Below are 23,401 nucleotides of genomic sequence, written 5' to 3'. Positions count from 1 at the left end.
ACCCGTCGCGCACCGCGACCCCACACACCACGGAAGGACCAGCATGCAGAGCGCCGTCATCGTCGAGGCCGTCCGCACCGGCACGGGCCGCGGCAAGCCCGGGGGAGGGCTCTCCGGGGTGCACGCGGTCGAGCTGCTCCGCCAGACCCTCGAGGGACTGGTCGACCGGTCCGGCATCGACCCGGGCGTCGTCGAGGACGTGATGATCGGTTGCGTGAGCCAGGGGGGCGAGCAGGCGGCCTGTCCCGGCCGCATCGCCTGGCTCGGCGCGGGCTATCCCTCCCACGTGCCGGCGACCACCATCGACCGCCGGTGCGGCTCCAGCCAGCAGGCCGTCCACTTCGCCGCCCAGGCGATCATGTCGGGCTGCCATGACGTCGTGATCGCGGGCGGCGTCGAGAGCATGAGTCGCGTCCCCATGGGATCGGCCCGCGGCGACGCGGACGTCTTCGGGCCCTCGGTCAGGGAGCGCTACGCCCCCGGCCTGACCTTCCAGGGCGTCGCGGCCGAGCTGGTCGCGGCGAAGTGGGGGATCAGCCGCGAGGAGATGGACGCCTACGCCGTGGAGTCCCACGCACGCGCGGCCGAGGCCCGGCGCAGCGGCCACTTCGCCCGGGAGATCGTCCCGGTCGACCTCATGGACGGCACGGGCGCGACCTTCACCGAGGACGAGACGATCCGGGAGGGGACGACGGCCCAGAAGCTGGCCGGTCTGCCCACGGTCTTCCGCCGCGAGGAGGACGAGCAGCGCTTCCCGCAGATCCGCTGGGGCGTGACGCCGGGCAACTCCTCCCAGCTCGCCGACGGCGCCTCGGCCCTCCTGGTGACCAGCGAGCAGGCGGCCGAGCGGCTCGGGCTGCGCCCGCGGGCGCGGATCATCTCGATGAGCGTGATCGGCGACGACCCGCTGCTCATGCTCACCGGGCCGATCGCCGCCACCCGCATGGTGCTGGAGCGGGCCGGGCTCGGCGTCGAGGACATCGACGTCGCCGAGGTCAACGAGGCCTTCGCCTCGGTGCCGCTGGCCTGGCAGCGCGAGATCGGCCTCCCCTTCGACCGGCTCAACCCCCGGGGCGGCGCGATCGCCCTGGGTCACCCGCTGGGCGCTTCCGGGACCCGGCTCATGACCACCCTGCTCAACCATCTCGAGGCCACCGGGGGCCGCTACGGCCTGCAGGCCATGTGCGAGGGCTCGGGCATGGCGAACGCGACGATCATCGAAAGGCTCTGAGGACATGACGGACAACGGCACGGTGCAGAAGGTCGCGGTCATCGGCGGCGGCGTGATGGGGAGCGGCATCGCCCAGCTGGCCGCCACGGTCGGGCACGAGGTCCGCCTCGTCGACGTCTCGCCCGAGCGCCTGGAGACGGCGCTCGCCGCCATCGGGACGAGCCTGGACCGCTTCATCAGGTCGGGCAGGCTCGAGACCGACCAGCGCGAGGAGATCCTCGGCCGGATCACTCCCGCGACCCGGATCCCCGAGGCGGTCGAGGGGGTGGACGTCGTCGTCGAGGCCGTCCTGGAGCGCCTCGAGGTCAAGCACCAGGTGATGACGGAGGTCGCCGCGCACGCGCCGGCCGAGGCCATCCTGGGCACCAACACCTCGCAGCTGTCGATCACGGCGATCGGGTCGGTCCTGGGGGAGGGGGCCTCCCGCGTGGTCGGCATGCACTTCTTCAACCCTGCGGTCCTCATGCGGCTGGTGGAGCTGGTCAAGGGCCTGGAGACCTCGGAAGACACCCTGCGCCGGGCGGAGGACTTCGCCCGCTCGCTGGGCAAGGAGACCGTCGTCTGCCTCAAGGACAGCCCCGGCTTCCTGACCTCCCGCATCTCGGCGATCCTGCGGATGGAGGCCCTGCACATGCTCGAGGAGGGGCTGGCCAGCCCCGAGGACATCGACAAGGCCGTCCGGCTCGCGTTCAACCACCCCATGGGTCCGCTGGAGCTCGGGGACTTCAACGGCCTCGACACCTACCTCGACGCCCTGACGGGTCTGCACGCCGCGCACGGCGAGCGCTTCCGCCCGCCGGTGGTCCTGCGCAACATGGTCGCCGCGGGCCGGCTGGGCCGGAAGAGCGGCCGCGGCTTCTACGACCACGGGGGCTGAGCGGGTGGCATCATGGCGTCCCTCATCAGGGGGGACGATCCACCCGCTAACGGTGTGAATCATTGATAGGTTCGGTCTGCGTGACAGAGAGGTGACAGGGATGCCTACGACGGTCCGGCCGCAGAAGACGGCGTTGATCGTGGCCAAACGGGTGGTGGAGGAGATCCACCGGGGCGGATTTTCGGCCGGCGACCGGCTGCCCCCCGAACGGGTGATGCTCGAGGACTACGGGGTGGGCCGGGGCACGCTGCGGGAGGCGCTGCGCTTCCTCGAGCTGCAGGGGATCCTGACGCTCAAGCCGGGGCCGGGGGGCGGCCCGGTGATCGAGCAGCCCGACGCGACCCACCTGGCCAACGGGCTGATGCTGCTGCTGCAGTTCAGCGACGCGCGGTTCTCGATGATCGTCGAGGCCCGGCACGACCTGGAGCCGATCATGGCCCGGCACGCGGCGAGCCGCATGGACGAGGACGCGATGACGCGCCTGACGTCCTCGGTGGACCAGATGCGGGACAACCTCACCGACCGTGAGATCTTCCTGGCCACCAACCGCGAGTTCCACGAGGTCATCGCGTGGGGGTCGGGCAACGCGATGTACGGCTTCCTCATCGACGCCCTGATCGACATCGTCGACGGCACCCACATGGGCGTCGACTACCCCGAGCGCCGGCGCCAGGCCATCCTCGCCGCCCACGAGCGCATCCTGGGGGCCCTCCACGACCACGACGGCGACAGCTCGCACGCGGCGATGAGCGAGCACATGGGGGAGTTCGTCAAGTACATGGAGCGCCACTACGCCGACGTCCTGGACCGGACGGTCACCTGGGGCCGCTGAGCCCCCTCCCACCGACGACGGCCCGGCGTCCGCTCCTCGAGGAGCGGACGCCGGGCCGTTCGACGTCCTCGGGCCTCAGTGCGTCCCGCGCTGGAAGGCCTCCTCGAGCCACGCGGCCCGGACGGTGTCCGTGACGCGGAAGTCCAGGAGGACCGGCCCCGTGACGCCGCCGGAGAGCAGGTCGCGTGCCTGCTCGAGCCCGGCGTGGTCGGTGACGGCCATGGCGCGCAGGCCCAGGGCCTCGGCCACCGGGGCGAGCGGGGCAGTCCCGGGGAAGCGACTGGTCTCCTCGGGTATGCCGGACATCCGCAGGAAGTGCAGCTCGGCACCGTAGGCGCCGTCGTTGAAGACGGCGACCACGATTGGCAGGCCGCTGCGGGCCACGGTGTCGAGCTCCCCCAGGCTCATGAGCAGCCCGCCGTCGCCGACCGCGGCCAGCACCGGACGCGTCGGGTCGGCGACCGCCGCCCCGACCGCGGCGGCCAGCCCCAGGCCGATCGAGCCGAAGTCCAGCGTGAAGACGTAGCGACGGGGGTCGGTGACGGGGATGTCCATGGACGGGAAGCCCATGAAGTGCCCACCGTCCACGGCGACCACGCAGTCGTCGGGGAGGGCGTCGGCGAGGCTGCGGGCGACCAGCCGAGGGTCGAGCCCACGCTCGTCGCTCGCGTCGGCCGGAGGACGGGTGCCGAGGGCGATCCGCTCCCTCACCTCGCCGGTGCGCCACCGCCGGCCGGGGCTCACCCGGGCCGTGAGCTGGCGGGCGACGAGGCCGGCGTCGCCGACGACCGGCACGTCGAACCGGGTGTACCGGCCGTGAGCCGCAGACGTCTCGTCCACCTGGACGATGACCGCGTCGCGCCCGAACAGCGAGCTCCCGCGCGTGGTGAAGTGGTTGAGCGAGGCGCCGAGGGCCAGCACGCAGTCGGCCTCGTGCATGAGGTCGCGCATCTCCTCGTGCGCGAAGCCGCCGGCCACGCCGACGGCGTACGGGTGCCCGGCGAACCAGCCCTTGACCGGCAGCGAGGTGGCCAGGAGTGCTCCGACGTGGTCGGCCAGGCGGACGACGTCCTCCCGGTCGGCGCTCTCCAGGGCGCCGCGGCCGGCCACGACCAGCGGGCGGCGAGAGGCCTCGAGCGCCTCCACCGCGGCCGTCAGGTCACCCGGGACGACGCGCGGGCGGGTGGAGGGCGGCAGGGGGCGAAGGTTGTCGCCGGCCTCGAGCTCCTGCACGTCCGTCGGCAGGCTGAGCACCACAGGTCGCCGGGTGTCCAGCGCCGTGCGCCACGCGGCGGCCACGTCGGCGTGCGCGGTGGCCGGGTGGAACGGGGCCCGGGTGAGGCCGGCCGCCGCGATGAGCGGTGCCTGGTCGATGTCCTGGGGGAGCCCGCGGACGGACAGCGGGGTGTCGCCGACGAACGCCACGAGCGGCGTGCGCCCACGGTGCGCCGTCACCAGCGCGGTGATGGCGTTGGTCAGCCCGGGGCCCTGGGTGACGGTGCAGACCCCGACGCCCCCAGTCCGGCGGGCCCAGCCGTCCGCCATCGCGACGGCGGCGGCCTCGTGCCGGGCGGAATGCACCCGGACCGCGTGGTCGTGGACAAGGGTCGGGATCAGCTTGAGGTTGCCGTCGCCCATGAGGCCGAAGACATCGGTGACTCCGAGGTGGGCCAGCTGACGGGCTAGCGCGGCGTACACTTTCATGTGTACTGTTATAACAGTTTTCCTCAATGGTGTGGGTGCTCGAGGCCGAGGAGTTGGAGCAGTGCACGACCTGGTGAAGGTGGCCGTCGCGCAGGCACGCGACGCGCTGGCCGCACCGCTGCGCCCGAGCGGGCGCCGGGAGCGGTTGGCCGCCCTCGGCTCCGTGGAGGAGGTGCGGCAGGCGGCCCGCCGTGCCCTGCCCCGGGTCATCTTCGACTTCGTCGACGGCGGTGCCTGCGACGAGGTGACCCTCGCACGCAACGTCCGGGCCTTCGACGAGCTCAGTCTCGTCCCCCGCTTCCTCGTCGACGTCAGCCGGGTGGACACCTCGACCACCGTGCTCGGTCGGCCGGTCGACGTCCCGGTCCTGGGTGCGCCCACGGGCCTGTGCGGGCTGGTGCACCCCGACGCCGAGGAAGGTCTGGCCGCGGCGCTGGCCTCGCACGGGTCCGTCTACGTGCTCGCGGCCATGTCGTCCTCGACGATCGAGGAGGTCCGCGCTGCCGCGCCGACGGCCCGGCTGTGGTTCCAGACCTACCTCTGGCGGGACAGGGGCGTCGTCGACGGACTCCTGGAGCGTGCCGCGGCCAGCGGCTACGAGGCGCTCGTGGTCACCGTGGACGTGCCCCGGTCCTCCGACCGGCGGCGGGACCGGAAGCACCGGTTCACCGTGCCGCCGAGGCTGACGCCGCGCTCGGTCGTCGACGGGCTCACCCACCCCAGGTGGACCGCCGGACTCCTCGGCGGGGCTCGGGTGGTGGGCGGCAACGTCGCCGACCACGGTGGCGACGCGGTGAGCGTGGCGTCCTACGTCGACGCGCAGTTCGACGCCTCCGCCTCCTGGGAGGACCTGCAGGACCTGCGTGCGCGCTGGGACGGGCCGCTGGTCGTCAAGGGCCTGCTGCACGCCGAGGACGCCCGACGGGCGGTGGCGCTGGGCGCGGACGCGGTTGTGGTCTCCAACCACGGAGGTCGGCAGCTGGACCAGGCGCCCGCCAGCCTGTCCGCGCTCCCCGCGGTGGTCGAGGCGGTAGGGGGCCGGGCGGAGGTCTACCTCGACGGCGGTGTCCGCCGCGGGTCCGACCTCCTCAAGGCGCGGGCGCTGGGGGCGCGGGCCTGCCTGGTGGGGCGGCCCATCGTCTTCGGCCTGGGGGCCGGCGGTCGCGCCGGCGCCGACCGGGCCGTGCAGGTGCTGGCGCAGGAGCTGGAGGCGGCCATGGTGCTCGCCGGGGTGCGCTCCTTCGACGGCGTCGGCCGAGATCTTCTCGGGACGTTCCCGCCCGTGGTGGGGCAGGACGTCTCCGAGGTTGCCGCCGCCCGGGCAGACGGGCGACGCGTTCTGGAAAGCACACACAACGAGAGGTAAGTCGATGGCGTACGAAGAGGAGCGGGAGCTCGCGCTCACCGCGTGCCGCGCGATGGCGGCCCAGGGCCTGGGCACCGGCATCGGTGGCCACGTCAGCATCCGGATCCCCGGGAAGGAGCTCTACTGGACCAACCGGCTGAGCAAGACCTTCGAGGAGATGCAGCTCGACGACATCGTGCTGCTCGACTTCGAGGGCCGCTCCGCCGACCCCGAGGTCATCGTCAGCCCCGGGATCGACTTCCACCACGGCATCTACAAGCTGCGGCCGGACGTCAACGCGATCGTGCACACGCACGGCTTCTGGATCACCGCCCAGGCTGCGCTCGGCCGCGAGCCCCGGGTGCTGCACAACATGGCGACCTACTTCAAGGGTCGCACCGCGATCGCCCCGGACGACGAGATCGCCTCGATCGCGCCCTCGCTCAAGGACGGCGACGTGGCCATCATCATCCCCTGGCACGGGTCGATCACCCTCGGCAAGGACATCGCCGAGGCCGCCGCCCTGCACCACACCCTCGACTACGTCGCGCGCCTCGACGTCACGGCGCCGGCCGACGCGCCGGAGATGCCAGAGGAGCACGCGGAGGCGGTCCGGGTCCTGCTGGCCAAGGCCGACTACCTCAACCTCACCTGGGGCCTGCTCCAGCGCAAGGCCGCCCGCGCGTTCGACGGGACCTTCACGACCCCGCTCGTGGCCCCCTGATCACCCGCTCCTCACGGGACGACGAGAGAAGGGCCCCGGCCGTCCGGCCGGGGCCCTTCTCTCGTGCCTGGGGTGCGGCGTCAGCCCGCGTCGGCGCAGCGCGCCACGCCCGTCTGGTAGGTCGGGTGGTCCTTCTCCGCGGACTCGAGGGCGGTGCGGTAGGTCTGGTAGAAGGCCTCGGCGTCCACGCCGGCCTTGCTCACCTGGTCGCGCCACTCCGCGTCGACCTTCTCCTTGCCCGCCTCCCGGATCTTGTCCGACTCCGACTGCGGCAGCACGAAGACCGTGTCGCCGTCGGCCTGCACCTGCTCGCAGGAGGTCTCGTCCCAGCGCTGCTCGACCTCGGCGATCTTGGCGGGCACCTCCGCACTGAGCTCGGCGATGACCTCCCGCTGCTCGTCGGTCAGCGACTCCCAGGTCTCCTTGCTCATCGACAGCGCGTTGACCGTCGAGACGCCGATGCCCAGGTCGGTGAAGTAGTCGGCCACCTCCGGGTACTTCAGCGGGCCGGCGAAGCTGAACGGGATGCCGTAGATGCCGTCGATGAGGCCACGGTCCATGGAGCCGTAGATCTCGGCGAGCTCGATGTTGATGAGGTCGGCGCCGACGGAGGACAGCACCTTGCTGCCCCGGTCGTTGGCGCGGAGCCGCATCCCCTTGAGGTCGTCGACCGTCTCGATGGGCTCGTTGGTGGCCAGTGCGCTCGACGAGCCGATGGACCAGGCCAGGGGCACCAGGCCCTGGCCGCCCCACTCCTGGGCGAGTGCCGACGACTCGTCGCGGCCGAGCTCGCCGAGAGCCTGGGAGACGGCGGCGGCGTTGGAGCTCTCGAAGGGGAGCTCGCCCACGCTGCTGACCGGGAACCGGCCGGCGTAGACCGTCGGGAGGACCTGGCCCACGTCGGCGCGACCGTCGGTCAGGCCCTCGACCGTCTCGGTGGCGCCCAGCAGCGTGGCGTCCCAGTAGCGCTCGAAGGTCAGGGCGCCGTCTGTGCGGGTCTCGACCTCGTCGAGCCACCACGTCCACACCTCGCCGATCGGCGTGGCCTCGCCGGCCATGTAGGAGAAGAGGAGCGTGCGCTCCTCGGACTCGGCCTCGGCGGTCGTGCCGCCACCGCTGTCGCCGCACGCCGCAAGGGTGAGTGCTGCGACGGCGACGAGGGCCCCGGTGGCCGTCCTCGATGTCGTCTTCATACCGTTTCCTTTGGCCCGGGGCGCGTCGCTGCGCCCTTGCAGTGGATGTCTCGATTGCTCCTTGTGGGGGCAACCCGTGAAGACTATAGTCACCATTATCAGATTAAGTCTACGTCGGAGAGATGCCATGTTCGAGGGCTTCGCCCGCCACACCGTCGACGTCGGGCCGGTCCGGATCAATGCCGTGTCCGGGGGGAGCGGTCCGGCGATCCTGCTGCTCCACGGCTATCCGCAGACCCTCGAGCAGTGGGCCTACGTCGCGCCGCTGCTGACGGACGAGTTCACCGTCGTGTGCGCGGACCTCAGAGGCTACGGCCGGTCGTCCAAGCCCGAGGGGGAGGGGGAGGTCTACTCCTTCCGCGCCATGGCCGCCGACCAGCTGGCCGTCATGGACGAGCTGGGGCACGAGACCTTCGTCGTCGCCGGCCATGACCGGGGCGGACGGGTCGCCCACCGGATGGCCCTCGACGCGCCCGAGCGCGTCAGTGCCCTGGTCCCCTGCGACGTCGTCCCCACCTGGGCGATGTACCACGGCGTGGACCGCGAGCGGGCGGCCAGGTACTGGCAGTGGTACTTCCTGCCGCTGCCGCCGCCCTTCCCCGAGCGCCTCATCGGAGGCGACCCCGACTACTACTTCGAGAACTGCCTGGTGACCAACGGCGGCACCGGGCTCGAGGAGGGCTTCCGCCCCGAGCAGCTCGAGGCCTACCGGTCCGCCTGGCGCGATCCCGAGATGATCCGCGCCAGCTGCGCCGACTACCGCGCCGGCGCGACCGTGGACCTCGAGCACGACGCCGCCGACCTCGACGTCCTCCTCGAGGTGCCGACCTTCCCGGTCTGGGGGGCGGAGGGTCTCCTCAAGGACCTCTTCGACATCGAGGCCGAGTGGCGCCGCCGCTGCGCCCACGTCGTGGGGCGCACGGTCCCCGGCGGGCACTTCTTCCCGGACCAGCAGCCGGAGGCGACCGCCGAGGTCATCCGGTCCGCGGCGCACGACGCGGCGGCGGTGCGCGCATGATCGTCCGGCTCGGCATGGCGCCGCGCATCGACGCGTTCACCTGCGAGGAGTTCCAGGCGCACTGGCGCAGCAGCCACGCCGACGTCGTCTCCCTCCTGCCGGGGTTGCGGCGCTACCAGCAGTTCCACGCGGTCCTCGAGGGCGGTGCCCCGCTCCTCGACCACCCGGGCTTCGACGCCTGCTCCGCGCTGCGCTTCGACTCCCTCGAGGACATGGACGCGGCCTTCGCCGCCCCGCACTTCCTCGAGGCCGTCCGGGCCGACGAGGCCGAATTCGTCGACAAGTCCCGCTTCCGCGGCGTCGTCGGCAGCTGGCGGCCGGACCGGGACGCCGACCTCGGCGAGGGCGGAGAGATCCAGGTCCTCACCCTGCTGCGGGCGGAGCCCGGCACCGCCCCCACCGAGCTGGCCTCGCGGCTGGCCGATGCCGAGGAGGGCGACGCGGGCGGGGCGATCGTCGCCGACCGCGACGCCCACGAGGGGCGCTTCCCCGTGACGGCGGACGTCGTCCGCGTCACCGGCCACCAGGACGTCGGGTCGGCGCTGGCCGCAGCAGCCAGGGCCCGAGCGGCGGCGGGCGCCGCGACCGTCCTGGGCCAGCACGTCGCCCGCATCGTCGACGTCCCGCCCCGGGCCGTCGATCCCCGTCTCGAAGGGACTGGAGCATGATTCGGATCATCGAGCGGTTCACCGGTGCGGTGGCGGCACTGGGGGCGGTGGCCATCACGGCCATCATGCTGCTGACCGTCGCCGACGTGGCCCGCCGCACCCTCACGGGGCAGTCGATCACGGGTGTCGTCGAGGTCGCGCCCCTCCTGCTGCTCTCCGCCACCTGTCTGGGGCTCGGGTATGCCGAGCAGACGGGCGTGCACGTCCGCACCTCCATGGTCACCAGCCGGCTGCCGCGCACCCTGGCCCGGATCGTGCGGGCCGCGGGCTCCGCGGTCTGCCTGGTCGTGCTGGGCTGGGTCGCGTGGGAGGCCCTGGACCGCGCCATCAACGCGGTCCGCAACGCCGACGTCACCCCCGGCTTCGTCGCCATCCCGACCTGGCCGGCCCAGGTCCTGGTCCCGCTGGGCTTCACCGTGTTCGCCATCCACGTCGCGATCCACCTCGTGAGGGATCTCCGGGCCATCCGGTCCGGTGCCCCCGACGAGATCGAGCTCGACGAGAGCCTGGAGGTCACCGCGCTATGAGCGTCACCCTGATCATCCTCATCGCCCTCGGGGTCTTCATCCTGCTGCTGGCGGCCGAGGCGCCCGTCGCGATCGCCCTTCTCGCAGCCAGCATCACCGGTCTCCTGCTCAACGCCGGCGTCCCGCGGACCGCCGCCACCCTGGGCCACGCGGCCTACCAGGCGACGAGCAGCTACTCCCTCGTCGTCATACCGATGTTCATCCTCATGGGTGTCTTCGTCGCCAGGTCCGGCATCCTGACCAACCTCTTCGACTTCGCCGCCCGCATCACCCGGCGGCTGCCCGGTGGCATCGGCGTCGCGACCGTCCTCTCGGCGGCCGGCTTCTCGGCGGTCACCGGCTCCAGCGCCGCGACCGTCGTGACGCTCGGGCGCCTGTGCGTCAACGAGATGCGGCGCCACGGCTATCCCACCGCCTTCGCCGCGAGCATCGTCGCGGCGTCCGGGACGCTGGGCGTGCTCATCCCGCCCAGCATCGTGCTCGTCATCTACGGCATCCTCACCAACGAGTCGGTCGGCCAGCTCCTCATCGCCGCCGTGATCCCGGGCATCCTCACCGCGGTCGCCTACATCGTCACCGTCATGATCCTGGCCCGACGCCAGCTCGCGAAAGAGGCGGACAGGGTCGCGGCGGCACCGGCCCACCGCGAGCTCGTCCCCGCGGGGGCGGTCGCGGCCGAGACCGCCGCCGAGGCCGAGGTCCCGGGTGACGCAGCGGCGTCCCCGGCCGGGACCGGCACGACGGCCGAGCCCGGGGCGGCGACCCCCCGTGGCCGGTTCATCACCGGCCGGGAGGCCGAGGCGGTGCTCTACATCGGGATCATCGCGGGCGCGGTGCTGGGTGGCATCTACGGCGGCTTCTTCACCGAGACCGAGGCGGGGGCGGTCGGGGCGCTGCTGGCGCTCGTCGTCCTCTTCATCCGCAGCCGCCAGGTGGAGGGCGGGCTCCTGCGGGCCCTCGGGGACGCCCTTCGCGAGACCGCGGCCAACACCGCGATGCTCGTCGCCCTGCTCATCGCGGGGTCGGTCTTCACCCTCTTCCTGGTGACCACCCGCGTGCCGCAGAACCTCACCGCCTACATCGTCGAGCTCGACATGAACCGATACCTGGTGCTCGCGATCATCCTGCTCGTGCTGCTCATCCTGGGTGCTCTCATCGACGGCATGTCCATCCTGCTGCTCACCATGCCGCTGACCTACCCGATCATGATGGAGCTGGGCTTCGACGGGCTCTGGTACGGCGTCATCGCGGTGAAGATGGTCGAGATCGGGCTGCTGACGCCGCCCTTCGGGCTCAACGTCTTCATGATCTCGGGCGTCGTGCGCGCGGCGAAGGTCGAGTCCGTCTTCCGCGGGGTCCTGCCCTTCATCGCCGCGGAGATGGTCATCGTCCTGCTGATGATCCTCTTCCCCGGGATCGTCACCTGGCTGCCGTCCATGGCTGACTGAGGCACGACGACCGTCGCAGGTGCCCGTCCGCCGTTCCGGCGACGGGCACCTGCCGTTCCCGGCTCCGGCGACGCGTCAGAGGTCGAGGACCAGGCGCTCGCTGCAGGAACGTCCGACGCAGATCATCATGACCTCGTTGGACGCCTGCTCCGACGGGGTGAGCACCTCGTCGCGGTGCAGCGGGACGCCCGCCAGCACCCGGGTCTCGCAGGTGCCGCACCAGCCCTCCTCGCACGAGGAGATCACGTCGACCCCGGCCGACCGCACGGCCTCCAGGATCGAGCGGTCGGGGCCGACCTCGACCGAGCCGCCCGACGCGGCGAGCTCGACCACGAAGGAGGTGGGCGTCACCGCGTCGTCGGCCGGGGCGCCGCCCGGCTCGGGCATCGGTGCGGTGGGACCGGTGAACCGCTCGACCCGCAGCTCGCGCGCCGGCGAGGCGGCGACAGCCCCAGCGGCGGCGTCGAGAAGAGGTGCGGGGCCGCAGCAGTAGACCACGGTGCCCGGGCCGGCCTCGGCGAGGATCGCCCCGAGGTCGAGCAGGCCGTCGGTGTCCTGCGGGTACAGCCGCACCACGTCGCCACCGAGGTCCAGCAGCTCGTCGGCGTAGGCCATGCTGGCGCGGGACCGGCCGCCGTAGTGGAGCCGCCAGCGGGCGCCGGTGCGCGCCAGCCGGTCGGCCATCGCCCGGATGGGCGTGACCCCGATCCCGCCGGCGATGAGCAGGTAGTCCTCGGCGTCCTCGACCAGCGGGAAGTGGTTCCTCGGGCCCAGCACCTGGAGCTCGACGCCCGGAGCGGCGAGGTCGTGCAGGGCGCGGGACCCGCCCCGTCCGGTCTCCTCCCGCAGGACCGCGATCGTGTACGTGTTGTCCGCGGGATCCCCGCACAGGGAGTACTGGCGGACGCCGGCGGGCGTCTGCACGTCCAGGTGCGCCCCCGGCTCCCAGTCCGGGAGGGCCTGACCGTCCGGGCGTACGAGCCGCAGCTCGAGCACCCCGTCCGCCACCTCACGGGTGGCGACGACGCGCACCGCATACCAGTCGTTCATGGTCGGTCAGCCTCTCGGGTCCTGGGGCAGGTCTGGGTCGGGGGTCGTGGAGGAGTTGCTTGACACCACGTCCACTCTCGGCACTATCATATTCATCATTATCATGCCCTGCGCAGAGAGGCGCAGGCACCACGAAGGAGAGACAGACCATGGCCTCATTCGCACGGAGCTGGCGCCGATCGCGCCTGGCGGCCATCGCCGGCATCGTGTCCCTGTCCGTCTCGCTCGCGGCGTGCGGCAGCACGGACAGCGACGCGGAGGCCGGCGAGACCGGTTCGACCGACGGTGACAACGGGTCGACCGCGGACAACGGCAGCGACAACGGCGGGAACGGCGGCGGGGACGCGGCGGAGGAGCCCCGCACCCTGACCTTCGGCTACCACACCGGCGAGAAGACGCCCATCGGGCAGGTCTGGGCCTGGTGGATGGCGGAGATCGAGGAGCGCACCAACGGCTCCATCACCTTCGACGCCTACTGGGACGGCACCCTCGTGAAGGGGCCGGAGATCGTCGAGGCGCTCACCGACGGTCGTGTCGACGTCGCGCAGGTCATGCCGACGCTCTACACGACCACCTTCCCGGTCACCAGCGTGCACGAGCTGCCCTTCCAGAGCTCCAACTCGCCGGCGGTCTCCCAGGCCATGGCCGAGATGGCCAGCGACGAGAGCGGCCCGATCTTCGGCGAGTTCGAGGCCAAGGGCATCCGCCCGCTGGCCTGGGCCATCGGTGGCTCGTCCGCCCTCGGCACGGTCAAGCCGGTCGCCACCGTCGACGACCTCAAGGGCCTGCGGATCCGCGGCAACGACCGCAGCTCCCAGGTCATGGGCGCGGCCGGCGCCAACATCATCAACATGGAGCTCGCCGAGGTCTACGGCTCGCTCGACCGCGGCCTCATCGACGGCGTCTACGGCGTGCCCTTCGGCTTCGTCGGGCCGCTCAAGTACCCCGAGGTCGTCAACAGCTTCACCGACACCGGCATGGGCGTCGCGAGCGCCAACGCGCTGTCGATCGGCGAGGACCTGTGGGACGAGCTCAGCGACGAGCAGCGCCGCGTGATCATGGAGGTCAGCGCCGAGGTCCCGGCGAAGGTCGGCGAGTTCGACGCGCAGTTCGACGCGCTGTCCTGCGAGACGGTCAAGGAGTCCGGCTCCGAGCTGCACGTCTTCTCCGAGGCCGAGGTCGAGAAGCTCCGGGCTGCCGGCGCCGACAAGATCTACGAGGACTGGAAGAAGGCCGCGACCGACGCCGGTGCCGATGCCGAGGCGGTCATCGAGGCCTACACCGAGGCGCTCCGGGTGGCCGAGCCCGAGTACCCGGACTACAAGACCGGCGTGGCGTCCTGCCTCGCCAGCCAGTGACCCCTCCCGCACCCGGGAACTGACGCGTGGTCACCGTGCCCTCCCGGCACGGTGACCACGCGTCGCCGCGTCGGCTCGCCGCGATGGCCCTGTCGGTCCTGGTGCCATCCTCGTCCCAGACCGTGCTCATCCCGGCGCTCCCCGTCCTCGTGGACGAGCGGGGCTACTCCGCCGGCACGTCCGGATGGCTGCTCAGCGCCTTCCTCGTCGGGGCGTCGCTGGCCTCGCCCCTGGTCGGGCGCCTCGGCGACCTCCGGGGTCGGCGGTTGCTCGCCGTGCTCGTCAGCGCGGCCTACGTCCTCGGCTCGGGGATCTGCCTCGCCGCCGGGGACCACGGCGGCGCGATGAGCCTGGGGCGGGCCCTGCAGGGCTTCTCGGCCGGCGTCTTCGTCCTCCACATCGCCGGGCTGCAGCAGATCGTGCCGGACCGGGCGGCCAGGGCGGTGCAGATCGGCCTGCTCTCGGGCGTGGTGGCCACGGGCCCCGCGATCGGCTTCGTCGTGGGCGGAGTGCTCACCGCCCACGTGGGGGTGGACGCGATCTTCGTCCTGGGCATCGGGGTCGGGCTGCTCTCCACGCTGTCCCTGTGGCTCTGGCTCCCGGACAGCGGGGGAGAGGGGCGGGGGGCCCTCGACGTGCCGGGGGCGGTGGCCGTGGCCCTCGTGCTCGCCGGGCTGCTCGCCTTCCTGACCGAGCTCGGCGTCTCCGGACCGCTGGCCCGCTCCACCCTGGCCGCCCTCGGTCTCACGGTGCTCGCCGCGGTCGCCCTCGTCCGGGCGCTCCGCCGTGCCACCACCCCGCTGCTGGACCTCGCCGTCCTGCGCAACAGGGTCGGCGTCATCGGCAACCTCGCCAGCATCTGGAGCGCCGCCGCGATGTACGGGCTGTTCGTGGCGGTGCCGCAGCTGGTCCAGGACCGTTCGGAGGTCGGCCTCGGGCTCGGTCCCGTCGCCGCCGGCCTCGTCCTCGTGCCCGGTGCGCTGGGCATGGTGCTGGCGGGGCCGGTGGCCGGCCGGCTCGGCGCCCTGCACGGCTACGGTCCCGTCATCGTGGTCGGCAACCTGCTGTGCACGGCCGGGATGCTCGGGCTGGTGGTGGCGCCCTGGAGCCTGACGGCGGTGCTGCTGCTGGCGACCGTCGCCGGCGTCGGTGTCGGGGTGGCCTTCCCCGCCCTCCCCAGCGTCGTCATGGCTGCGGTGCCCCCCGCGGACGTGGGCACGGCGGCCGGGCTGAACTCGCTGGCCCGGGGGCTCGGGTCCGCGGTCGGCGCCCAGGTGGTGCTGATCGTCTCGGTGGCCTGGCCCGGCGGGCCGGCCGCCGGGCACCTGGCGGCCTTCGCCACCGCGACCTCCTGCGCCGCGGTGGCGGCCGTCCTGGGGCTGGTGGTCAGCCGTGTCCGGTAGAGCGCGAGCGCGAGGAGGAGAGCCGTGAGCAGGGTGGGCATGACGGAGGAGGAGCTCGACGCCTTCCTCGCCGGGGCGAGGACGCTGCGCCTGGCCACCGTCACCGAGCAGGGGTGGCCGGTCGCGACCCCGGTCTGGTTCGTCTGGCACGAGGGGGCGTTCTGGATCTGGAACCTCCGTCGGGCGCGGCGCACCGGGCGGCTCCTCGGCGGGGGCAAGGTCTCGGTCACGGTGGACGACGGGACCGCCTATGCGGAGCTGCGCGGGGTGCTCGCGCTGGTGCGCGCCGAGGCGTGGGCCTTCGAGGACGTGCCGCAGGCCGTGCTCACCGCCTTCGGGCGGCGCTACCTGCCCGGCGGTGCTCCGGTGGCGGACCGCGTCGACCACCAGTGGGTCCGCCTCCTGCCGGTGCGGGTCCGCTCCTGGGACTTCCGCAAGCTGCCGACCGGGGTGTCCGGGGGGTGACCCTTGACGAACTCTCTTTGCGCCCTATGATGATCATCATTAGGACGGCGGCGTCCATGTCGGGGCGCTCGCAGTCCTGCGGCACCGACGCCAGCGTCCCGCGGCAACGAAAGGCACGATCATGACTGCGACCCAGACAGAGCGCCAGACGGGCGCCGGCTCCATCACGGGGATCATCGACAGCGACGTCCACCCCAACTTCAAGGACGGTCTGCGCGACCTGCGTCCCTACATGACGGAGGCCTGGCAGCGGAAGCTCGGGATCGGCGGCGACGCCACCTGGGCGAGCCGGTTCGCGGCGGCCTCCTACGTGCTGCCACTGGACTACCTCTACATCAACTCCGCGGGCGCCTACCGCGAGGACGCCATCCACAACGGCGAGGCGCCGGCGACGGACCCCGTCTTCTCGGCCAAGCAGCTCTTCGACGGGCACGGGATCGACGTGGGCATCCTCATCGCGGGCCAGCTGTTCGGCATCGGCGCCTTCCCCGACGCCGACGTCGCCGCGACCGTCGCCTCGGCCTACAACGACTGGATGTGCGAGCAGTGGCTCGCCGTCGACCCGCGCTACCGCGGTGCCCTGGCGGTCGCCCCCCAGGACCCGGCCCAGGCCGTCAAGGAGATCGAACGGGTCCAGGGTCGTCCCGGCATCACCTCGATCTTCCTGCCGCTGCACGACATCCTGCACGGCAACCGGCACTACTACCCGATCTACGAGGCGGCGCAGAAGTACGGCCTGCCCATCATGGTCCACCCCAGCGGCACCGAGAACGTCTTCGCGCAGGCGCCGCGCATGGCCGGCACCCCGACGTACTACATCGAGTGGCACACGGCCCTGGCGCAGATCCATCAGTCCAACCTGCTCAGCCTGGTCTGCCACGGCGTCTTCGAGAAGTTCCCCGACCTGATGTACGTCATCTGCGAGGGCGGTTTCGCCTGGGCCGCGGAGATCATGTGGAAGCTGGACCGTGACTACAAGGGCCTGGGCGACGAGGTGCCGTGGCTCAAGCGCAAGCCGAGCGACTACATCCGGCGCAACGTGCGCTTCACGACGCAGCCGATGATCGAGCCGCACAAGCGCGAGCACCTCAACACCGTGCTCGAGATGGTCTACGCCGACGAGACGCTGCTCTTCAGCAGCGACTACCCGCACTGGGACTTCGACGACCCCAAGCTCGCGCTGGCCGGCATCGACCGCGACCTGCTGCAGAAGATCTGCCACGACAACCCGATGGCCGTCTACGGCCACCGGCTCTGAAAGGGGCCCCATGACGACGCAGCCCGCCCAGCGCCAGGCCACCCGTCACGTGCTCGCCGCCGCCGCGGACGTGCCCCCGGGCACGAACACCGAGGTGGTCGTCGAGGGTCGCTCCTTCGCCCTGATCAACGACCAGGGACGTCTGCACCTGCTCCGCAACGTCTGCCCGCACCACGGTGCCCCCCTGTGCCATGGCCGGGTCCAGGGCCACATGCTGCCCTCCGAGCCGCACACCTACGAGTGGAGCGGTGACGACGAGGACCACCGGGTCGTCGTGTGCCCGTGGCACGGCTACAAGTTCACGCTCAAGGACGGCCGCAGCCTGACCGAGCCCGACCGGATGCGGGTGCGCTCCTACGAGGTCGTCCGCGAGGGTGACGAGATCGTCACCTACCTCTGACGAAGGAGCGGCGCACGTGCACGTCCTGGGAGCCGGGTCCCCGCCCTCGCCGGGCCCCGCGGCGGGGACCGGGCTCCTCGAGGCGTGGGACATCGCCACCGTCGTCGTCGAGTTCGACGTCGTCGGGCACGAGCAGGCCGCCGAGGTGGCGCAGCTGCTCTTCGCCGTCGACGACGTCCTGACCGTCCGGGTCGGGGGCCCGGGCGACCGGTCCGTCTACCGGGTCGACGTCCCGCGCGGCGACCCGGGGGCGCGCGAGCGCGGTGCCGAGCCGGCGCTCCGGGCGGCGCGGGCCCTGGACATCGGGCTGCGCCTGGTCCGGATCGGCATCACCGCCGACGGGCTGGGCGACCCGGAGGGCGAGCCACCCCCCGCCGAGGCCCTGCCCTGGGCCCGACGCCTCCCCTGACCACCTGCGCCGGGGCCGGCGCTCCACCACCACCGCAACCCGTCGCGGGGGACCGATCCCCGGCGGCCCAGCACGTCATACCCGAGGAGAGCGATGACCAGCAGCGAGCCGGGCCCCGAGGTCGTCGACCTCGTCGTGGTCGGGGCGGGCATGGGCGGCCTCGCCACGGCGGTGACGGCCGCCGACGCCGGCCTGACCACCGTGCTGCTCGAGGCGGGCGAGAAGGTCGGGGGTGCCGCCGCGTACTCCGGCGTCCAGGTGTGGGTCGGCGCCAACCACGTCGGCCGCGAGCGCGGGATCGAGGACTCGCTCGAGGACGCGCTCGCCTACGTCCGCTGGGCCGCGCGCCAGGACCTGGCCAGCCTGGACGAGGACCGCACCCGGGAGTGGCTGTCCGGGGCCGCGGAGGCGGCGGAGTACTTCGAGCGGACCGGCGTGATCACCTGGGACCTGGTGCCCGACTACCCCGACTACTACTACCCGGACGCCCCTGGCGCGGCGGTCACCGGGCGCTACCTGACCTCCTCGCCCTACGACGGCCGCCTGCTCGGCGACGACCTGGACCTGCTCCTGGTCTCGCCGCACTTCCCCGTGGGCATCACCTACGGCGAGATGTTCGCGTGGGGCGGGATGTCGAGCCGGACCGAGTGGGACCTCGACCTCGTCGCGCGGAGACGTGCGCAGCACGTGCTGACCTTCGGCACCGGCATCGTCGCCCCGTTCTTCCGGGCCGTCCTCGAGCGGGGCGTGCCCGTCCTCCTCCAGCACCGGGTCGCCTCGGTCGCCCGGCAGGGCGACCTGCTCGCGGTGACGGCGACGACGCCCGCCGGCACCTGGACCGTGCTGGCGAGGGACGTCGTCGTGGCCACCGGTGCGCACGACTGGTCCGAGGAGCTCATGGTCGAGCTGACCGGGATCACCCCGGAGAACGGCGGCACCGTGGTGCCCCCCTCCGTCCGCGGCGACGCGCGCGACCTCCTCGCCGGGCTCGGCGCCACGATCGCCACGCTGCCCGCCTGGGCTGCACCGGTCCTGCCCGGCTACCGGCTCTCCGAACCGTCCTTCCCGGGCGACACCGGCTACCGCGCCTGCTTCGAGCACTGCCTGCCGCACACCGTCATCGTGGACGCCGAGGGGCGCCGGTTCGCCGACGACTCCTTCCACCCGGCGATCGTGCGCGGTGTGCTCGCCACCGACCCGCCCCGGTTCCCCGTCTTCCTGGTGTGGGACTCCCAGCACCACGCGAAGTACGGCCTTGGCGCCACCCCGCCCGGCGGCGACTATCCCGAGGGGCTGGTCTGCCGCGCCGACTCGCTCGAGGAACTCGGCCAGCTCCTCGGGATCGACGGCGGGACCCTGCGCGGCACCGTCGAGGGCTACAACGCCGGCGCCGCGGAGGGGGAGGACCCCGAGCTCGGCCGCGGGTCGAACCTCTCCGTCCGCCGCTTCCGCGGGGACGGCAACCAGCGCCCCAACCCGTGCGTGGGGCCCCTCGACCGCCCGCCCTTCTTCGGTATGCGGCTGCGGCTGCTGTCCACCGGCATCGCCGCCTCCGGTGTGGTGGCGGGCCGCGCCGGCCGGCTCCTCGACCGCGACGGTGCGGAGGTGCCCGGCGTGCACGTCGTCGGCGAGGCCTCAGCCCGGGCGGCCGCCGGCGTCGGCTACAACTCGGGATACTCCCTGAGCCGCGCGATGGCCTACGGCTATCTCGCCGTCCGCGACATCTGTTCCCGCCGGACCGAGTCCGGCATCCTGACGACCATGACCCCGAGGTGAGCGCCATGTCACTCTTCGACCTGCACGGACGGACCGCCGTCGTCACCGGAGGCAGCCGGGGCCTGGGGAGGTCCATGGTCCGGGCGCTCGCCGAGGCGGGTGCCGACGTCGTCGTCGCCAGTCGCGACGCGGCGGCCTGCGAGGCGGTGGCGGCCGAGGTCGCCGAGGCCACCGGGGTCCGGGCGCTCGGCCTGGGGCTGCACGTCGGGAGCTGGGACGACCTCGAGCCGTTCGTGGACCGGGTGGAGGCCGAGCTCGGGCCGATCGACGTGCTCGTCAACAACGCCGGCATGTCCCCGGTCTACGACAGACCGACGGACATCACCGAGGCGCTCTTCGACAAGGTCGTCGACGTCAACCTCAAGGGGCCTTTCCGCCTCTCGGCCGTCGTCGCCCAGCGGCTGGTCGACCGGGGTGCCGCGGGGTCCATCATCAACGTCACGAGCATGGGGGCCGTGCGCCCGCGGCCGCACATCCTCCCCTACGCCGCCGCCAAGGCGGGGCTGAACGCCCTGACGGTGGGGATGGCCCACGCCTACGGCCCCACCGTCCGCGTCAACGCGATCATGGCCGGCACCTTCCTCACCGACGTCAGCAAGGCCTGGGACCCCGAGGTCTTCGCCCGCCGGGCCGCGACCTTCGCGCTGCGCCGGGGCGGTGAGCCCGACGAGATCGTGGGCACCGCCCTCTACCTCGCCTCGGACGCCTCGAGCTACACGACCGGCGCCGTCATCGCGGTCGACGGCGGCCAGCCCTGACAGGCCGCGAAGAGTTGACACCCCCGATCCTACTATTCATAATCATCATTATGAACGTCGACACCGAGGAGCGTCCATGACCCTCACGCTGGAGGACCGCACCGCTTTCCTGTCCATGGTCGCCGAGTTCATGGAGCGCGAGGTCGCCCCCCACGTCGCGGAGTACGACCAGGCGGAGCGGATGCCGCGAGAGATCCTAGACAAGATGGCGGACCTCGGGTTCTTCGGCGGGGTGCTCCCGGCCGAGCTGGGCGGGCTGGAGCTCGACTACGTGACCTTCGCCGACCTGATCGAGGAGGTGTCCAAGACCTGCCACATCCTCGGCACCTTCGTCTCGATGCCCTCCGGCCTCGTCGGGTCGGCCATCGAGGCCTACGGGACGCCCGAGCAGAAGCAGACCTGGCTCAAGCCGCTGGCCGAGGGCCGGATGTTCGGCGGTGCCGGCGTCACGGAGCCCCGGTCCGGCAGCGACGTCGCCGGCATGACGACGACCTACCGGCGAGACGGCGACTCCTTCGTGATCAACGGCGCCAAGGCCTGGATCTCCAACCTCGACGTCGCCGACTTCATCGTCACCTTCGCCTCCTTCGACCGCACGCTGCGCCACCGGGGCATCTCGGCCTTCGTCATCCCCCGCGACACCCCGGGCATGACCTTCGCGCCCTACAAGAACAAGCTCGGGTTCCGACCCATCACGACCGGTGACATCTTCCTCGAGGACGTCCGCGTCGGCCCCGAGGCGCTGCTGGGGGCCGAGGGCGACGGCTTCCTGGCCGCCATGACCGCCGTCGAGCGGGGCCGGCTGGGGGTGGCCGCGCGGTCGGTCGGCGTCGCGCAGGCCTGCCTCGACGACACCGTGGCCTACGCCAAGGACCGGGAGGTCTTCGGGCGCAACATCGCCGAGTTCCAGATCGTGCAGTCCAAGATCACCGACATGGCCGTCGGGGTCGAGACCGCGCGGCTGCTCGTGCGCGAGACGGCCCGGGCGATGGACGAGGGGCGCCGTGCCCGCAAGCTGACGAGCATGGCCAAGATGTACGCCAGCGACGTCGCCCAGCGCAGCGCCACGGACGCGATGCAGATCCTCGGCGCCGCGGGGGTCTCCCCGGAGCACCGCATCGGCAGGTTCTACCGTGACGCCAAGGTGCTGCAGATCGTCGAGGGCAGCAACGACATCCACCGCGCCCTCATCGGCGAGATGACGCTCGGCCTGCGGTCCAACGGCGAGAAGACCCGCTGACCGCGCCCCGAGCGAGCACGGCATACCCGAGACAGACCGGAGGAGCGATGACGCCCGAGACCGAGCACGACCTCGACCGCACCCTGCTGCACCGGGAGCGGGAGTCGCACCAGGAGATCGCCGAGGAGAAGGACGGGCGCCGCATCGTCCTGCTGGACTCGGCGCGCTGGGTCAACGCCGAGAACACCGACCGCGACGTCGTGGTCGCGGCGTCCTACGTGGGCGTGCTGCCCGCGCGGATGATGGCCGTGCACCGCCCACGCGGGGTGATCGGGCACGACGCGTGCGTCGGCGCGGACGCGGCCGGCATCGCCGGGCTGTGGTACCTCGAGGCGCTGGGGATCCCGGCCGCCACCGCCGACGGGATGTCGGCCGAGCTGGGCAACGGCCCCGACCTCTACGCCGAGGGGGTCGTCTCCTACCTCAACTACCCGGCCGAGCGCGTGGGCGTGTCAGTCGGCATGCCGGTCGCGGAGGCGGCCCGCCTCATGCGGGACGTCGACCCGACCGGCACCGAGGTGGGCAACAAGATCCGCCGCGAGGTGGTCGAGGAGCACCCCTCGGGCCGGCGGGTCGTGGTGACCGACTCCATCGTCTGGGCCTATCCCGAGGACGAGCAGCGCAGCGTGCTGGTGACGGCGGGGCACACCGGCCGCTCGGGCGCCAAGTTCCTGATCGAGGCCAACCCGTGGGGCTTCATCTGCCACGACGGCGGGCGCGCCAAGAACGACTCCGGCACGACCGGGCTGCGCACCGCGCAGGAGCACGGGCTGCCCGGCGCCTGCATCGACGGCCGCACCGCGCCCATCGGCGACGCCTTCCGCGGGTATGCCGTGGGCCGCATCAGCGTGTGCAACGACCTGGCGCGTGCGCTGGGGGTCGAGGAGGGGCTGACGGTCCGCGAGGCCGCCACCAGGCTGCTGCAGGACCGGCCGGCGTGAGCGACGTCGGAGTCATCCACGTCGTGCCGCGCGACGGCTGGGTCGTCCTGCGCATCGACCACCCGGCGGCCCGCAACGCGCTGACCGACGACCTGCTGCAGGCCCTCGCCGACCACGCCGAGGCCGCCGACCGCGATCCGGAGGTGCGGGCGATCGTACTGGCCGGGTCCGAGCGGGTCTTCGCCTCCGGCGCCGACCTGCGGTCCCTGGCTCGCCGCACGGCGATGGCCGCCATGGACGGCGACCGCACCCGCAACTGGTCCCGGCTGCGCGGGCTGAGCACCCCGACGGTGGCCGCCGTCTCGGGCTACTGCCTCGGGGGCGGCGCGGAGCTGGCGATGATGTGCGACGTCGTCGTGGCCTCGCCCTCGCTCAAGCTCGGCCTGCCCGAGACCGCGCTGGGGCTGCTGCCCGGCGCCGGAGGCACCCAGATGCTGCCGCGTGCCGTGGGCAAGGCGGTCGCCATGGACATGGTGCTGACGGGGCGTGTCCTCTCGGCCGACGAGGCGCTCGCGATGGGCGTGGTGTCCCGGGTCTCCGAGGAGGGGGCCTGGCTGGAGCTCGCGGAGGAGGTGGCCGCCACGATCGCGTCGCGCTCCTCCGTCGCCCAGCGGCTCGCCAAGCAGGCCGTCCGGACCGCCTTCGAGACCGGGCTGGGTGCCGGCGTCGAGGCCGAGCGGGCGCTCTTCACGGCCGCCTTCTCCTCCGACGACGCGACCGAGGGGGTGGCAGCCTTCCTGGACAAGCGCCCTCCCACGTGGACGCACCGGTGAGGG

The 23,401-nt window shown here is 72.5% G+C and carries 23 protein-coding genes; 20 read left to right on the top strand and 3 right to left on the bottom strand.

From position 1 onward, the window contains the following. Positions 1-43: 43 nt before the first annotated feature. The 3 genes from FB476_RS13445 (at position 44) to FB476_RS13435 (ending at position 2,940) form a co-directional block, all read left to right on the top strand. The gene (locus FB476_RS13445; RefSeq protein WP_141819603.1) at positions 44-1,231 is read left to right on the top strand and encodes a thiolase family protein; all 1,188 of its coding nucleotides are present in this window, start codon (positions 44-46) and stop codon (positions 1,229-1,231) included. Between the two features lie 4 nt (positions 1,232-1,235). After that, positions 1,236-2,108, top strand: coding sequence for a 3-hydroxyacyl-CoA dehydrogenase family protein (locus FB476_RS13440; protein WP_141819601.1), 873 nt, complete (start codon positions 1,236-1,238; stop codon positions 2,106-2,108). 100 nt (positions 2,109-2,208) lie between these two features. Next, complete coding sequence (locus tag FB476_RS13435) at positions 2,209-2,940, top strand: FadR/GntR family transcriptional regulator (protein ID WP_141819599.1); 732 nt, start codon at positions 2,209-2,211, stop codon at positions 2,938-2,940. Between the two features lie 75 nt (positions 2,941-3,015). Here the strand turns inward: FB476_RS13435 and FB476_RS13430 are convergent, their stop codons facing one another. Then, positions 3,016-4,644, bottom strand: a complete 1,629-nt coding sequence (locus FB476_RS13430) for a thiamine pyrophosphate-binding protein (RefSeq protein ID WP_170233620.1) — start codon at positions 4,642-4,644, stop codon at positions 3,016-3,018. Between the two features lie 61 nt (positions 4,645-4,705). Here FB476_RS13430 and FB476_RS13425 point away from each other — a divergent pair, with 61 nt between their 5' ends. Together FB476_RS13425 and FB476_RS13420 are read left to right on the top strand one after the other, a co-directional pair. Further along, the gene (locus tag FB476_RS13425) at positions 4,706-6,010 is read left to right on the top strand and encodes an alpha-hydroxy acid oxidase (RefSeq protein WP_170233619.1); all 1,305 of its coding nucleotides are present in this window, start codon (positions 4,706-4,708) and stop codon (positions 6,008-6,010) included. Between the two features lie 4 nt (positions 6,011-6,014). After that, positions 6,015-6,713, top strand: coding sequence for a class II aldolase/adducin family protein (locus FB476_RS13420; protein WP_141819593.1), 699 nt, complete (start codon positions 6,015-6,017; stop codon positions 6,711-6,713). An 80-nt stretch (positions 6,714-6,793) separates the two neighbouring features. On the opposite strand, the gene dctP is transcribed toward FB476_RS13420, so the two are convergent. Further along, complete coding sequence (gene dctP, locus FB476_RS13415) at positions 6,794-7,906, bottom strand: TRAP transporter substrate-binding protein DctP (protein WP_170233618.1); 1,113 nt, start codon at positions 7,904-7,906, stop codon at positions 6,794-6,796. 127 nt (positions 7,907-8,033) lie between these two features. Between dctP and FB476_RS13410 the strand changes: the two genes are divergently transcribed. The 4 genes from FB476_RS13410 to FB476_RS13395 are packed head-to-tail and all read left to right on the top strand — an operon-like array spanning position 8,034 to position 11,567. Next, entirely contained in the window at positions 8,034-8,924 is an 891-nt protein-coding gene (locus tag FB476_RS13410; protein WP_141819589.1) for an alpha/beta fold hydrolase, read from the top strand. Next, complete coding sequence (locus FB476_RS13405) at positions 8,921-9,592, top strand: EthD domain-containing protein (protein WP_141819587.1); 672 nt, start codon at positions 8,921-8,923, stop codon at positions 9,590-9,592. Before FB476_RS13410 ends, FB476_RS13405 begins: the two co-directional genes overlap by 4 nt. Continuing rightward, the gene (locus FB476_RS13400) at positions 9,589-10,119 is read left to right on the top strand and encodes a TRAP transporter small permease (protein ID WP_141819585.1); all 531 of its coding nucleotides are present in this window, start codon (positions 9,589-9,591) and stop codon (positions 10,117-10,119) included. The genes FB476_RS13405 and FB476_RS13400 overlap by 4 nt, the downstream gene beginning before the upstream one ends. Continuing rightward, complete coding sequence (locus FB476_RS13395; protein WP_141819583.1) at positions 10,116-11,567, top strand: TRAP transporter large permease; 1,452 nt, start codon at positions 10,116-10,118, stop codon at positions 11,565-11,567. Before FB476_RS13400 ends, FB476_RS13395 begins: the two co-directional genes overlap by 4 nt. Before the next feature lie 75 nt (positions 11,568-11,642). On the opposite strand, the gene FB476_RS13390 is transcribed toward FB476_RS13395, so the two are convergent. Continuing rightward, positions 11,643-12,617, bottom strand: a complete 975-nt coding sequence (locus tag FB476_RS13390) for a PDR/VanB family oxidoreductase (RefSeq protein ID WP_141819581.1) — start codon at positions 12,615-12,617, stop codon at positions 11,643-11,645. Between the two features lie 149 nt (positions 12,618-12,766). Here FB476_RS13390 and FB476_RS13385 point away from each other — a divergent pair, with 149 nt between their 5' ends. The 11 genes from FB476_RS13385 to FB476_RS13335 all read left to right on the top strand — a co-directional run bounded on the left by FB476_RS13385 (position 12,767) and on the right by FB476_RS13335 (position 23,398). After that, a complete protein-coding gene (locus FB476_RS13385) occupies positions 12,767-13,975 on the top strand; it encodes a TRAP transporter substrate-binding protein (protein WP_141819578.1) in 1,209 nt (402 codons plus the stop codon). Positions 13,976-14,001: 26 nt separating this feature from the next. Beyond that, on the top strand, positions 14,002-15,378 hold the full coding sequence (locus FB476_RS13380) for an MFS transporter (RefSeq protein ID WP_141819576.1): 1,377 nt from the start codon (positions 14,002-14,004) through the stop codon (positions 15,376-15,378). A 24-nt stretch (positions 15,379-15,402) separates the two neighbouring features. Continuing rightward, on the top strand, positions 15,403-15,843 hold the full coding sequence (locus FB476_RS13375) for a pyridoxamine 5'-phosphate oxidase family protein (RefSeq protein ID WP_141819574.1): 441 nt from the start codon (positions 15,403-15,405) through the stop codon (positions 15,841-15,843). Between the two features lie 121 nt (positions 15,844-15,964). Then, entirely contained in the window at positions 15,965-17,101 is a 1,137-nt protein-coding gene (locus FB476_RS13370) for an amidohydrolase family protein (protein ID WP_141819572.1), read from the top strand. Between the two features lie 10 nt (positions 17,102-17,111). Beyond that, the gene (locus tag FB476_RS13365; protein WP_141819570.1) at positions 17,112-17,501 is read left to right on the top strand and encodes a Rieske (2Fe-2S) protein; all 390 of its coding nucleotides are present in this window, start codon (positions 17,112-17,114) and stop codon (positions 17,499-17,501) included. 16 nt (positions 17,502-17,517) lie between these two features. Next, positions 17,518-17,910, top strand: a complete 393-nt coding sequence (locus tag FB476_RS13360; RefSeq protein WP_141819568.1) for a hypothetical protein — start codon at positions 17,518-17,520, stop codon at positions 17,908-17,910. 93 nt (positions 17,911-18,003) lie between these two features. Next, the gene (locus tag FB476_RS13355) at positions 18,004-19,686 is read left to right on the top strand and encodes an FAD-dependent oxidoreductase (RefSeq protein ID WP_141819565.1); all 1,683 of its coding nucleotides are present in this window, start codon (positions 18,004-18,006) and stop codon (positions 19,684-19,686) included. 5 nt (positions 19,687-19,691) lie between these two features. After that, complete coding sequence (locus tag FB476_RS13350; protein ID WP_141819563.1) at positions 19,692-20,444, top strand: SDR family NAD(P)-dependent oxidoreductase; 753 nt, start codon at positions 19,692-19,694, stop codon at positions 20,442-20,444. Positions 20,445-20,520: 76 nt separating this feature from the next. Next, a complete protein-coding gene (locus FB476_RS13345) occupies positions 20,521-21,684 on the top strand; it encodes an acyl-CoA dehydrogenase family protein (protein ID WP_141819561.1) in 1,164 nt (387 codons plus the stop codon). A 47-nt stretch (positions 21,685-21,731) separates the two neighbouring features. Beyond that, complete coding sequence (locus FB476_RS13340) at positions 21,732-22,625, top strand: hypothetical protein (protein ID WP_141819559.1); 894 nt, start codon at positions 21,732-21,734, stop codon at positions 22,623-22,625. Then, positions 22,622-23,398, top strand: coding sequence for an enoyl-CoA hydratase-related protein (locus FB476_RS13335; protein WP_141819557.1), 777 nt, complete (start codon positions 22,622-22,624; stop codon positions 23,396-23,398). The genes FB476_RS13340 and FB476_RS13335 overlap by 4 nt, the downstream gene beginning before the upstream one ends. Positions 23,399-23,401 lie beyond the last annotated feature (3 nt).

This window comes from Ornithinimicrobium humiphilum (assembly GCF_006716885.1).
Taxonomy (GTDB): Bacteria; Actinomycetota; Actinomycetes; order Actinomycetales; family Dermatophilaceae; genus Ornithinicoccus; species Ornithinicoccus humiphilus.
Note: the sequence above shows the minus strand (reverse complement) of the source record. Positions and strands in the feature narration are given on the sequence as shown.